Here is a 13,384-nt window from a genome sequence, read left to right as displayed (position 1 = left end):
TTTTCACTTTTCCCTTTTCCCTTATCAAACCCTATGCGCTTCGCCATTTGCAACGAACACTGGGGCAACGCACCTTTCGAAAAGGTGTGTGAAGATGCCGCTGCCTGCGGTTATCAGGGACTCGAACTCGCCCCTTTCACCCTCAAGGCCGATCCTCGGACCCTCGACCTCGCCGACGCGACCCGTCTGGTCCGCATCGCGAACTCGTTCGGACTCGAAATCATCGGCCTGCACTGGTTATTGACCAAACCCGCCTGGCTGCACATCACCGCACCTGATCCGCTTCTCAACAACGATGCCAAAATCTTTGGCCAGACCCTCGCCCGCTTCTGCGGTGCCCTCGGTGGCAAGGTCATGGTATGGGGCAGCCCCAAAGCCCGCAACCTCCTACCCGAATGGGATCGCAACGAAGCCAACCTGCGCGCCGTTGACGTCGTTCGCGGCGTCGCTGAAGAAGCCGTCAAACACGGCGTCACCATCGCCATGGAACCCCTCGGACCCAAGGAAACCAACTGGATGAACTCCGCCGCCGAAGGCATCGAATTCTGCAAACTGGTCGACCATCCGGCCTGCAAACTCCATCTTGATGTGAAAGCCATGAGCGCCGAAGACAAACCCATTCCCGACATCATCCGCGACAGCAAAGAGTGGTTCGTTCACTTCCACACCAACGATCCCAACCTCCTCGGTCCCGGCATGGGCGAAGTGAAATACGAACCCATCATCGCCGCCCTCAACGAGGTCGGCTACACCGGCTGGCTCAGCACCGAAGTTTTCAAATACGAACTCGGCCCCAAAGTGATCGCCCAACGCAGCATCGACTACCTCAAACAAATCATCGCCAGCCAAGCCAAAGCCTGACCTCCTTTCGACATGGACACCGCACCACCCCTGCCGCGTCCTACCGACGTGGATGACGACCATCTAAAAATTCTCGTCATCCTCCATTTCATCATGGCCGGACTCGGCTTCGTGGGAACGCTCTTCATCATCGGTCACTATTTTCTGATGACGACGATCATGAAATTCGCCGAGGACCATCCAACACCGGATTCAACGCCCATGCCGCCGGAGATCCAGCAGCTCATGGTCATCTTTTATCTCATCATCGGCATCGGCCTTCTCGCCGCCGCGCTGCTCAATCTGTTCTCCGCCATCTTCATGCGCAAACGACGCCACCGCATGTTCTCCCTCATCACCGCCGGACTCAACTGCGTGCAATTCCCCATCGGCACCGCCCTTGGCATTTTCACCATCATCGTCCTCTGCCGCAACAGCGTCCGCCAAAAATTCGATACCCCCACCGTTTGAATCACTTTAGCCTTTAGCCTTTAGCCTTTAGCCTTTAGCCTTTCAATACCTTGCGACATCTTCTGCGCCGCCATCCATGGGCCATTGAGGCTCATCTGGAATGGTCGCTCGCCATGGTGTTTGCGATCCCGCCGACCTCGTCAAAACGGAAATGCTAATCGCGGGCGAATCCGTCGACGCCTTCGCCCGCATCGTCCACCGCAGCAAAGCCGAATCCTGCGGTCGAGCCCTCGCCGCCAAACTCAAGGAAGTCATCCCCCAACAACTCTTCGTCGTCTCCATCCAAGCCGCCATAGGTGGCAAGATCATCCATCGCCAGCGGACGCATCAGCGTCCTGAGAAAAGACGTCACCGCCAAATGCTACGGCGGCGACATCAGTATCAGTCGTAAGCGCAAGCTCCTCGCGAAGCAGAAAGAAGGCAAAAAGCGCATGAAGAGTATCGGCAAACTCAACCTCCCCAAGAAGCTTTCATGCAAGTGCTCAAGAGCAGGGGGCAAATCTCTAAGAAACGCGGACTTTATCCGTGTGTCATCAAACGACCACTAGTGTCACGCTACGTTGCGGCCAATGTTGGGGCTCACGCCTGTGGATGAGCACAGTCGACAGGGCTCCATGCCTTAAAGACATTTCATTGTCGAAAATGCGGAGGATTTTTGTCATCCTTATGTAAAATCACAATCATGCTCGCTCCTGTAGACTATATCGACCTCGGCCGGAAATTCGCCCTTGTGCGGGAAGATGGCGACCTAGAGGACTATGCTTACAAAAACTATGTTTTTGATCCAGACCAAGGCATTCTCACCAATGGATACACCTGGGAACAGCTCTTGAAGCGACGCCTAGTCGTCATATTAGGCGAACCCGGTAGTGGAAAAAGTTACGAACTACAAGCACAAGCAAGTTTAGGATCACAGCAAGCTCCGCGGTTTTATATGCGCTTAGACGAACTCGCTACCTTGGGCAGCGAGATCAGATTGCGGAATGAAGACTCAGCGAGTTTGACTGCATGGAAAGGTTCGATCTCACGCGCGGTTTTCTTCCTCGACTCGGTGGATGAAGCGAAAATACAGCAAAATGCGGATTTCCATCGTGCGATTGATCGATTCACCGACCTCATCGGAGCACGAGCAATGCTGCGAGCCAATGTGGTCATCAGTTCGAGAATCACAGAATGGCTTCCCACGATTGACGCACACGAAGTAAGGATGCGGATCCCTAATCTTGAAAAAGAGGACAAAGCCGAAGAACCCTATCCGTTTGTTGTCAGTTTATTGCCGCTAGATGAATCTGGCATAAAAACTTATGTAACGGCACGGCAAGCATCGCATGCGGAAAGCTTCCTCGAAGCGCTAGAAAGAACTCACTCTTGGGAGTTCGCTAGACGCCCCGCTGATGTAAACGATCTGCTCGCCTATTGGAAAGAAAAGAAGAATTTAGGAACTCTAACCGAAATCCTCGATTTCACATGTGATCGCCAACTCATAAAAGCATCCGATAGAGACCGTTGGGATCTACTCTCTTTGGAAAGAGCACGTTCAGGTGCTGAATATCTCGCAGCAGCAACGCTGTTTTGTCGCAAATTCATCTTCCAAATTCCTGGAGAAATTCATTTTTCTTTAAACGCAATTGACGCGTCCAGATGCCTTCCATCAGATTGGCGTAAAGAAGAAATCCAAACACTTCTCACACGTCCAATTTTCGATGGCGCGAGCTACGGCCACATTCGTTTCCATCATCGACGGCTCTCAGAATTTTTAGCTTTCAAGTGGCTAAAAAACCTTATGGAACAGGGTTGTCCTGTGGATGTGCTGGAAGATCTTCTTTTTGACACCCGTGGCCTTGAACCAGTTCTTCGTCCCTCACTCGCACCACTCGCGGCGTGGCTTGCCGCAGGTGTCAATCAATGGAACATTGTTGTGTTTCGGTGCATCTTGGAGACAGCCCCCGAAATTTTACTTCGCTACAGTGACCCAGCACAATTAAGTTCTGAGAACAAGCGTGCACTGTTGAAGGCTCTAGTGCAAAAAGCAGAAGGTCGTGAACGTCTTTGGTGGGAACATGAAAAGGCAACTCTTTCACGACTTGCCGACGACTCTCTCTCAGAGGATATTAATACACTACTGACAACCCCATCTAATGGCCGTGAAATTCAAGAACTGGCGCTGGAAATTGTCATTGCGGGAAAATTAACTGGCTGCACAAACGTCGTTCTGACGATAGCGATTAAGGATCTGGAGAAAGGCGATATCTTCCCAACCGCCTCTCGTGCGCTGACGCTCACAGCCACTGAATCAGAACTGCGATCTCTAGCTGCGGCAGCGGACGAGATCAAACTTCTCCCCAGAAGAGTTTGCATGCCTTTGTGCAAACTTCTTTTTCCAGGCATATGGGGAGCAAAGGAACTCTTTCGCACATTCAGTCGGTTGAGGTTTTCAACTCAAGGCGTGATTGGGTGGGATTACACACTTTCTCAATACCTCCCTACCGTCACATACAAAGAGAATGGTTTGTCGCTCCTTCGTGGGCTCCTCGGGTATCCGGTAGACGATAACGATAATGAAGAGGATTACGAACCACCCTGGAGTCTCAAAACAGCGCTAGCGATCTCAGAAGTTCTTCTTGATTGGCCCACGGTTTCCGAAGCAGAAGCTACTGCCATCGCGGAAGTGATTGTCCGGATCAGTGATCATCGCCCTTCTGTCGAACGTGACGACTCTTTACCGGGACGCACTGAGCGTCATCCGAAGGTGCGTGAACAATACTTTCGTATCGCTGCGGATAGCCTAGAGAAAGATCACGAGCAGGCAGCCTCTCACTTGTCCTGCGTGCAAATCTATTATGATAGAATCAGGCCAGTAGCCGCCGACCTTGATTGGCTTCTAAAGTGGGCAGCAGCAGCAACTTCCCCCGCAGATTTTAAACGGGCGATTGAGTGGTCTTTAGAGGTGTGGCACCAGACAGGACGATCCTCTTCAAAATTCGCAGAAATCAAGCGGTTAGCCAACTCATCCGCCAATACCAGAGAGATATTAAAGCGCTTTTGCCCTAATCTACTTTTCAGAGCACAAGCCTTCTGGCACATTCGAATACAACCAAAATTCAGACCTTATCGACGTAGGATGGCTTTGAAAAAGGTAAAAAAACCGTTTCTCAAAATCCGTGAACAATATAACCTTTGGCGCTACCGCAACAAACTGCGTTCTGGCGAATATGTGAATTGGCTAGTTCACCTTATAGATGATGCCCGTCACGAGACTCATGATAAATGGACGCCGACTGATTGGTCGCCCCTTGAGAAAAAAATGGGACGGCGATGTGTAGAAGCCGCAAAAGAGGGATGCTTTCAAGTCTGGAAACGTTATACTCCAGATTTACCTCATGAAAAAAATCCTTCCGGGAACACAACACATGGCTGTATTGCAGGACTTGCTGGAATCATGGCCGCCTGGCAGGATGGCAGATTAATATTCTCAGACCTTCCATTCTCTGACGCCCAACGAGCCACCAAATATGCTCTTCAAGAGATGAATGGATTCCCTCCATGGTTTGATGATCTAACATCAGCACAGCCTCAGGCAGTTCAATCAATTTTAGCTGAATGCATCGCTGCTGAATGGCAAACCTCTACCGGGCTTGAACTCTATCATATCGCTATCAACTACCTTGCTTGGTCGAACAGTCGAGCAACTGCGTTGATGAAACCCCAAATTTACGAGCTATTGACGGACAAAGAGCCACAGAATTTTTTCATACTGTATAATGCCATCAAAATCTTGTTTTCAGCACCTCTATCATCCGAGGACGAACTGACCAGATTAATACAAAATAAAGCCCATTCCATTGCCAGCACTTCACCTGGCTTTCCCACTTGGATGGCCTTGTGGCTTGAGTTTGATGCGATCAATGCTTTAGATGCTCTGGATTCACATTTACCAAATTCAATCGATCCTACAGAATTGATGATCTCAGTTTCTGCGAGTCTTAGCTCCCGCTATGACGATCATGTTCCACTGAGTGCAAATCCATCATGGGTGCATCCAATAGCCATGCTAAGATTCATCCCACTGGTATACCAATATATTCGTCGTGAAGAGGATACCAATCGTTCAAGCGGAGGCGCTTATAATGTAACGACTAGGGACGACGCTCAGGATTTCAGAGGCGCTTTACTAGACAGATTGGTCGCGACTGATCATCCCGATGTCTGTCAAACGCTACAGGCACTTTTGGCCGACCCCTTGCTCTCTCATCTACAAGACTACATAAAATACCTCCTTAATAAGTCTCGCCAAAAATTTGCTGATATCAGCCCTTGGCATACGACAGACATGCGTGAATTCGCAACCGAGTATGAGCGGCAGCCTAGAAGTGACTCCGATCTATTTGAAATTGGCATCCGCAGGCTGTCCGATATTAAACGCTGGGTTGAATTCGGCGAAGACAGCCCTCGAGAGGAAGTTCGCCATGAAGACAATGAAACAAGCTTTCGCCGTTGGCTTCAACGACGACTCAATGAAAGTTCCAGAGGACGCTACAGCGTTCCGCAAGAATGGGAAATTGACCAATCATTACGTCCAGATCTTCGCCTGGTAATTCCAGACGCCGCTCCTGTATCAATGGAGCTTAAAATTGCCGACAATTGGACCTTTCAAGGTTTAATTAATGGTTTAGAGGATCAATTGGTGGGCTCCTATCTCCGCGATCACCGTGCCCGCTACGGAATTTACGTCCTTGCACTTTTTAATAGAGATCGGAAGTGGGACTCACTAAATGGAGGTCCTCGTATCAACTGTGAACAAATGCTTGCCATTCTTCGGCAAAAATCCAAAGAAATCCTTCAGAATCGACTTGGCGTTTCGGGATTAGAGATACTATTAATTCACTTTTCTCCGCCTGTAAGATAAATACATCTAATACCTTAGAATTGATATTACGATCAACTCATTGACGAAGAGGTTTGCAACACTTGTTAGTCTGAAGCCGATTCTCGTGTCCTTGTCCTTTTCACTCTCTAGCCAGAACCTCCCCTATAACGGACATTACCGTCCTCTTTCCAGATGGAACCCTCCATTTGATAGCAGGTATCTCCAATCTTTCGGAAGGTTCCTTCCACAAAGAAGACAGAACTTTCCAGACTTCTAGAAGCACCTTCTACTCAATAGAAGGAACCATCCACTCTTCAGAAAGAACCTTCTGATCGAAAGGAAGTTGCTCCTGCAAAGAAAAAGGTTCCTCCTGATAAAAAGAAGGAGCTGTTTTCCGATAAACGCAGTAAATATTTTGCATTTATGGATCACTTGAATAGAATTTCGCCAAGCTGTTCATCAGCATTCAAACCAAACCCCAACAGGCGAGATCAAAATCATTGATCTAGCCATCACCCCCAACCCCAACAAGCAATCCCCATGGCCAGACTCAAAAAACTCAATTCAGAATCCATCCTCAAAGCCAATGGCCGCGCCGCCGGACTCTCCTCCATCGACGCCGCTCTAGACCTCGGCAACGGGCAAACCCTCGTCGCCTACAACGCCAAAATCCAGGAAACCATTCAAAAACAAACCGCCTACAACGCCGCCCTCTCCACGGTCGACGAACTGAAAAATCAGTTTGATGCCCTGGAAAAAGAGTTGGATGACCTCTCCGATCGCATGCTCACCGGAGTCGCCACCAAATTCGGCAAGAACAGCGACGAATACGAGAAAGCGGGCGGCACCAAGAAGAGTGAACGCAAACGCCCGGCTCGGAAGAGCGCAGTAGCGTGAACTGCGTAGCCCTCGCCGTTCCGATGATGGCAGCTTGCACCCCGTATTGCTGCCATGGCGTTTTCGATTCGTCGTGAAACGATCTTTTTGGGTTAGCGACAGCGGAATCCATTCTCCATTGGTCCCCCCATCACCCCACCCAGAACTCCTCAAACGTCAAACCGCTCAACCCATACTGGCGATAGTTCACCAGCAGCTCATCACCGGTCGATTCCTGCCCCTCAAGACAAAATAGATCGGTCTTCGCTTCGCCTTCCAACCGAAACAAGGGATAGTTATACTTCAAATTAAACACATATCCGGTGTTCGGATGGGGAAAGACCTGGGTGGTGTTCATCGCCCAAAAATGATCGGTCTCACTCACCATCGACAGCAGTTCAACATCGTAAGCCCAGCTATAATAAGGGGATTCATAGACATCCTCGCCGATCATCGCCTCGGGATACACCAGCACGCCGGGAGCCAGAAACCAAAAGCTCTTCGGGTCAACCACTCTTGATTCATGCACGACCTCGAAAGACTTCTTGGGCGACAGATCCGACTTCTCCGATCCATCAAATGGAAGCAACCCTGCATTTTGTGCCGCATCCTTCAACTTCATCACCGGTGCATCGGCCGCCACGGTCACTTGGTAAATTCGTGATTTCATGATTTCCGCATGAGGTCAAAGGGTTGTCGTTATTTCAGCGCATGACCGCGTGTCGAGTCAATCCTGAACGCCGCAACGCGAAGTGTTTTCGACAGGCCATGCTTCTTCGGTTGGCGTGTTTCGTGAGTCTGGTGTCTTCCGGCCTACAAGCTTCAGGTTGAAAGAGTCGTGTCATTGGCTCATTATCAATCCTTTGCCGTTTATCGATTCCCAATCACGCATGAAATTAGTTTCCCAGTCCGTCCTCCTCGCCACCGCCCTGTGTTGCTCCCCTGCGAGCGCCGTTGTCACTTTGGAAAGCGCGGACTCGTTCTGGAAATTCGACGGAGGCACGGTTAGCACCGCCGCCACCTTTACCCAGGTCGTCGATTCAAGCGTCAACAACCATCAGGTCACCTCAGGCAACTTCGCCAATCTCTCCTGGGTGGCAGGTCCTGCGAACGGTCCTTATGGGGGAGCCCCGCAATATCCCGGAGGTCACGCGATCAAATTCAGCCCGACGGTGACCACACAGGTGACGGGAACTGGGGCCGACACGGTATCCTCCGCCACCTTCATCGCCACCAACGCCAGCGTCAGCGGATCTTCTACCATGATCACCCGCATGCGCTGGGATGGAGCGATCCCTTTGGCAGCCGGTGGAGGCTTCATTGATGATGGCACCAATCAATGGATCGTCAGCAATGGCTTCGGAGGGTGGAGTGAACCCAGCCTGGCCTCCTTTGGTTACATGTTCGGCCTCAACACCAATGGCAGCCTCTATTATTACACCGCTGGTGCCGGAGCGGGTCAGACTTCCTCGGGTGCCAGTCATGTTTATAACCCCGCAGCCATCCTCAACGTCGGTGAATGGTATGACATCGCCATGGTGCTTAATGACAACGGCGATGCCGATAAAAAAACCGGGCAGGTCACTTTTTATCTGGTCGGTGCCAATGGCATCCTAAGCACCTTCACCAGCAACGCCACCACATGGGTCAGCCCCACTTCCAATGGCAACCTGCTGCTCGGCAGCGAAACGCCAGGCACGGGCAGTGGCAATCACCGCAAAGCGTTTAACGGTGCCATGGATTATCTGGCTCTGTTCGATACTGCGCTTACCCAACAGGAAGTGCTGGCCATCTTTGCCGCCCCGGAGCCAAGCCGCGCCGTCCTGCTCCTCTCTGGGCTTTGCTCCCTCGCCCTGCGCCGTCGCAGAGGCCGCTGACTGTTTCGTGTCGTGCTGAATCACATTGCCGCATTCAGTCGCCACCCTGCGCGCTTGGGGTGGTAGCTGTTTTAAACAACGGAGCGACGGCGACGACGGATCACCAAAAGTCCCAATCCCGCAAGAAGCAAAACCACGCGACCCGGTTCCGGCACCACATTCAAATAGACCGCCTTTTGCGCATCGTTAACAACCAGGCTGTAGTTCGGACTTGCCAGGACCACATCGCCCAAGTTGTAGGCGAGGGTTCCATATTCAAACAACTTGTAGGATCCATTGCCAAAACCTCCCGCATTCGTGACCTCCAGAATTCCACGCAATGTGAGGGCTCCATTAACATCCACCCAATCGCCCGAACTACTGCCAAGATCAAAACGCAGGATGCTGCCAGTGTTCAGGGTGAGATCCGCGTCAATGGTCAACAGCCCCGTCGAACTCACGCTGGCAAGACTCATATCCCCTGGAGCAAAAATCCCTCCGGTGTTGATGGTCACATTGCGAGCAATGGTGCCTGATCCTCCCAAAGCAGCGTTGGTGCTGACGATGACCGCGCCCACCTGAGTAGAAACTGCCGTGCTTGTCTTCGATAAGATACCGTTCACCAGAAGTGTCCCCTGATTGATCAAGGTCTCGCCCGCATAGTTGGCCGTGCCGGTCAGTGCCACGATGCCAAGCCCTTGTTTGATCAAATCATCCTCCATCAACGCGTTGGTCGAAGTGCGGCTGAGCGTGCTAAAGTTTACCCGTCCCCCCGCTGCTGCCGTCACGGTCAACGGATGCAAATGCGACATCAGCACCGTTCCCGTAAAACTGGACAAATGGGCGGTGTCCCCACCCAACCGAAAGCTGTTGGTCGCATTCACCGCTCCTTGTGTCCGTGTCGTGAGCGTGATGTCTCTCCCAATCGTCACCGCAGCGCTCGTCAGGATCGCTGAGTTGTAGTTGGCTGAGTCAGTGGGGGAGGTTCCCCCATTTGCCATGGCAATGGCTGAAGTGCCATTCCCAAATGCACCGGCTGCCCCGGAAAGGGAATTGACTCCGACCCTGACCGTTCCGCTCCACACCGCCGTGCCATTGGTGTAGGTGTTCAATCCATTCAAAGCCACCGTGCCGCCGCTGTTCACGGCAGTGAGGCCCCAGTTGCCGGAAATCACCCCGTTGACGGTCAGCGTGCGCCCACCATTGGGCTTCAGCCGAAGACCACTCAGGGTGGTTGCCGCCGACAAATTGCCATTGAGCACGATGTCTCCATTGATTGCCTGAATGCCACCCCCCGTTGTGTTGTTCACCCCCGATCCTTCAATCACCAGGTGGTCGTTGATGGTCTGAAGATTTGAGGCGTTGTTCACCAGAAATTCATTGGAATCATGGCCCGTTGCGGTGGTTGCTCTCAAGCGGATGGTCTTGCGATCCGCCTCATTCCCCAAAGTGAAAGCTCCGGCACCACTGTTAAAAACGATTCGATCTGCCCGCCATAACTCAGCGCCCAACAACGGGTTCAGACGTGTCGAACCCGCAAACTGAATGATATCCCCCGTCGCAGGGGCGACCGGGTTCACCGGTGCCGTCCCCGGAACCGTGCTGCCCGATCCTCCCCAATTCGCACCAGTCCCCCAGTTATTGTCCGCTCCTGCGCCATTCCAAACCACGGTCGCTGCGTGACTCGAAATGAAACTTAAACCCAGTCCACAAATGACGGACAAGGTCGAATTCGCCATGAAATAAGAGCGGAGGAATGGAAGTGACATTTTCGAAAATTAGACAAATGGATTAGAAACAAAACCGCCTTAGTGGACCTTGAGCTTGGCCCATGTCGTGTATCGCTGTCAATACAAAACCGGAATCCACCGTCGTTAACCACTACTTGGTGAATACATTTAATGAATCGATCAACGTAGCCCTGCCTCAGCAAGACGATCATGCACGTCGCTTGCCTTCAGCTTCTCAACCATCTCCTGAATGCGCCCTTCGACGAACATTTCAAGGTTGTAAAGCGTCACTTCAATGCGGTGATCGGTGATGCGGTTCTGCGGATAGTTGTAAGTGCGGATCTTCTCCTCCCGGCCACCACTGCCGATCAATGAACGGCGGTGAGCCGAATACTTGGCCGCCTCCTCGTTCTGTTTGCGCTCCAACAGTCGCGAACGCAGAATCGACAACGCCTTCTCTTTGTTCTTCAACTGGCTGCGACCATCCTGACAACGCACAATGGTGCCCGTCGGCATGTGCATCACCTGCACGGCGGAATCGGTCGTATTGACCCCCTGTCCACCGTTTCCCGAAGCACGACAAACTTCAATGCGCACCTCGTCCGGCTTGAACTCGATGTCCACCTCCTCGGCTTCAGGAAGCACCGCCACCGTTGCCGTGGATGTGTGAATCCTCCCCTGCGCTTCCGTGGCAGGAACGCGCTGCACTCGATGCACGCCGCTTTCATATTTCAATGTGCTGAACACATCCTCGCCGCTCACCTTGAACACCACCTCGCGGAACCCACCCAGATCCGCCGGGCTGGCTTCCAAGGGCTCGACCTTCCAACCGCGCTCTTCGGCATACCGGCCATACATCCGCATCAAATCCCCGGCAAACAACGCCGCCTCATCTCCCCCCGTGCCCGCGCGAATCTCCATGATCACATCGCGACCTTCCAAAGGATCCGGTGGCAGAATGGCCAGCTGCACCAAACCTTCGAGTTCCTCGAGCCGCTTCCTCAGCGAGGGCAATTCTTCTTCGGCCATCTCGGCCAGTTCGGCATCTCCGGACTTGGCGAGATCTTCATTGTCGACGATCTGCTGTCCAACACGCAAAAACTCTTCCCAAGAATTGTCCAGCGCCTGCAAATGCCGATGTTCGCGCAGCAATCCGCTGGCCTTGCGGTTGTCTTCGTAAAAATCCGGCTGCTCCATCTGCATCTCCAATTCGGAGAGACGGAGTTTCTTTTTTTCAATGATCGATGAGTAGTCCATGGCGCTGATTCAGTCGGCGAAAAAATGCACAAACAAAAAACGGTGTCGCGCCATCAAGGCACGAGCACCGTTTTGCTGAAAATAAATCTGAAGCGCTAAGCGGAGGCCGTAACCGAAGCCGCTTTTGGCTTGCCACGACGAGTCGCGGCGGTCGAACCATAACGTTGGGCGAATTTGTCAACGCGACCGGCGGTATCAACGAAACGTTGTTCACCCGTAAAGAAGGGGTGGCAACCAGCGCAAATGCCGATTTTGAGGTTCTGAACGGTAGACCAAGTTTTGTAAACCGTGCCACAGGTGCAGGTAATGCTGGTCTCGAAAGTGGTTGGATGTAGTTCCTTTTTCATGGCAGTCGAATGTGATTTGGCATTCGGCCCGTCCGCATCGCGGAAGGGGGATGCTATGTTATACGCTTGCAGAACGGGGTCAAGCTGATTGCAAGGTTATTTTCGACTCCTGAACCTTTTCTTTCAACCGATCAAGCCGTCGTCGGCGTCTCTAATCCGATCAGGGAAGCACCAGCCAGACTTCGGCCGCCCGGTTCTTGTTTTGGTTCTCCGGCGCGACCAGCTCGGTCGATCCGATTGCCACCGGATACGTCAAATTGAGCGCTCCAGCGCTTTTGAGAAGATTGATCACCGCGTCTGCACGATCTTTCGAGAGCTTCTTGTTGGTCGCTGCGTCCCCGGTGCGATCCGCAAAACCCAAAACAAAAAACACGGCGCGCGGATCATCCATTACCTCAGCCAACGAGCCTTCCCCTAAAGATTTGACCAGCTCACCCGAATCGGCCGCACCGGGTTTTGCCCCGCCCTTCTCAAAGTAAACGGTATGCACTTTGAAAATGCGTCGCGCCGCCTGCAAACCCTCACGCACCTTGGCCTTGGCCTTGTCGGAATACAATTCAGTAGGTGCCTCGTCGATCCTCGCCGCCGCGTCCTTGATAAGCGCATTGCCCTCAGCCGAACCGGCAGCCACTTCACGCACCGGCTCTTTGGGCGGCAGGATGTCCAATGATGCATCAGGCGTCGTTGCCGCAGGCGGAGTATCGGTCACGAGGGTCGCGCTTGGAGGGGTTGCGGTCGAATTCGGCATCGAAGTGGGCTCGGCCGTTGCCACCATCGGTGTCGGTTCTGGAGCCGCTGGAGGCGTGCTGAAAGGTTTACCGATCTCTTCCTCTTCCTTGGCGACGGGCTGCGATTTGCGCACCTGATTGGCCTCTGCCACTTTCTTCGCGATATCTTCCTTGGTTGGTTCCGCCACCGGTTTGGAGTCCGTCGACCCCGGCACCTTTTCCGGCTTCTCCTGGTTCAATGGACCCACCATGGCATTCCCGGCTTTTTCCTCGCAACTCCGCAACAGAACAAAAAATCCCACCAACATGCTGCCAACAAACAGCATGAGAATGAGATTGGCCAGGATACTGGGACGACCGGTGGACGGGCTGGACATAATGGGCTACTACCGCAGTGGCGAAACTCAGCGCC

At 52.6% G+C, this 13,384-nt stretch carries 10 protein-coding genes and 1 pseudogene; 6 read left to right on the top strand and 5 right to left on the bottom strand.

Going from position 1 to position 13,384, the window contains the following annotated elements; translation table 11 throughout:
- Positions 1 to 33 precede the first annotated feature (33 nt).
- The 5 genes and pseudogenes from FEM03_RS16445 (at position 34) to FEM03_RS16425 (ending at position 7,075) form a co-directional block, all read left to right on the top strand.
- Positions 34 to 861: a sugar phosphate isomerase/epimerase family protein gene (locus FEM03_RS16445; protein WP_166442918.1), complete on the top strand. Its 828-nt coding sequence runs from the start codon at positions 34 to 36 to the stop codon at positions 859 to 861.
- 12 nt (positions 862 to 873) lie between these two features.
- A complete protein-coding gene (locus FEM03_RS16440; RefSeq protein WP_138087378.1) occupies positions 874 to 1,311 on the top strand; it encodes a hypothetical protein in 438 nt (145 codons plus the stop codon).
- A gap of 130 nt (positions 1,312 to 1,441) precedes the next feature.
- A pseudogene (locus FEM03_RS16435) lies at positions 1,442 to 1,804 on the top strand (elongation factor 4); the annotation flags it as partial.
- Between the two features lie 189 nt (positions 1,805 to 1,993).
- Positions 1,994 to 6,217 (top strand): NACHT domain-containing protein, encoded by a 4,224-nt coding sequence (locus tag FEM03_RS16430; RefSeq protein ID WP_138087377.1) that lies wholly within the window; start codon positions 1,994 to 1,996, stop codon positions 6,215 to 6,217.
- Between the two features lie 501 nt (positions 6,218 to 6,718).
- Positions 6,719 to 7,075 carry a hypothetical protein gene (locus tag FEM03_RS16425; RefSeq protein ID WP_138087376.1) on the top strand — a complete coding sequence of 119 codons (357 nt, stop codon included), beginning with the start codon at positions 6,719 to 6,721 and terminating at the stop codon, positions 7,073 to 7,075.
- Positions 7,076 to 7,205: 130 nt separating this feature from the next.
- On the opposite strand, the gene FEM03_RS16420 is transcribed toward FEM03_RS16425, so the two are convergent.
- A complete protein-coding gene (locus FEM03_RS16420; protein WP_138087375.1) occupies positions 7,206 to 7,724 on the bottom strand; it encodes a hypothetical protein in 519 nt (172 codons plus the stop codon).
- A 220-nt stretch (positions 7,725 to 7,944) separates the two neighbouring features.
- Between FEM03_RS16420 and FEM03_RS16415 the strand changes: the two genes are divergently transcribed.
- Positions 7,945 to 8,931 carry a LamG domain-containing protein gene (locus tag FEM03_RS16415; RefSeq protein ID WP_138087374.1) on the top strand — a complete coding sequence of 329 codons (987 nt, stop codon included), beginning with the start codon at positions 7,945 to 7,947 and terminating at the stop codon, positions 8,929 to 8,931.
- A gap of 71 nt (positions 8,932 to 9,002) precedes the next feature.
- Here the strand turns inward: FEM03_RS16415 and FEM03_RS16410 are convergent, their stop codons facing one another.
- The 4 genes from FEM03_RS16410 to FEM03_RS16395 form a co-directional block, all read right to left on the bottom strand.
- On the bottom strand, positions 9,003 to 10,679 hold the full coding sequence (locus tag FEM03_RS16410; protein ID WP_138087373.1) for an autotransporter-associated beta strand repeat-containing protein: 1,677 nt from the start codon (positions 10,677 to 10,679) through the stop codon (positions 9,003 to 9,005).
- Positions 10,680 to 10,820: 141 nt separating this feature from the next.
- Positions 10,821 to 11,897, bottom strand: a complete 1,077-nt coding sequence (prfA, locus tag FEM03_RS16405) for a peptide chain release factor 1 (RefSeq protein ID WP_138087372.1) — start codon at positions 11,895 to 11,897, stop codon at positions 10,821 to 10,823.
- A gap of 95 nt (positions 11,898 to 11,992) precedes the next feature.
- Positions 11,993 to 12,244, bottom strand: a complete 252-nt coding sequence (rpmE, locus tag FEM03_RS16400) for a 50S ribosomal protein L31 (protein ID WP_138087371.1) — start codon at positions 12,242 to 12,244, stop codon at positions 11,993 to 11,995.
- Positions 12,245 to 12,404: 160 nt separating this feature from the next.
- Positions 12,405 to 13,349 (bottom strand): OmpA family protein, encoded by a 945-nt coding sequence (locus FEM03_RS16395; protein ID WP_138087370.1) that lies wholly within the window; start codon positions 13,347 to 13,349, stop codon positions 12,405 to 12,407.
- Between the last annotated feature and the right edge of the window lie 35 nt (positions 13,350 to 13,384).

This window comes from Phragmitibacter flavus (assembly GCF_005780165.1).
GTDB classification, from domain to species: domain Bacteria; phylum Verrucomicrobiota; class Verrucomicrobiia; order Verrucomicrobiales; family Verrucomicrobiaceae; genus Phragmitibacter; species Phragmitibacter flavus.
Note: the sequence above shows the minus strand (reverse complement) of the source record. Positions and strands in the feature narration are given on the sequence as shown.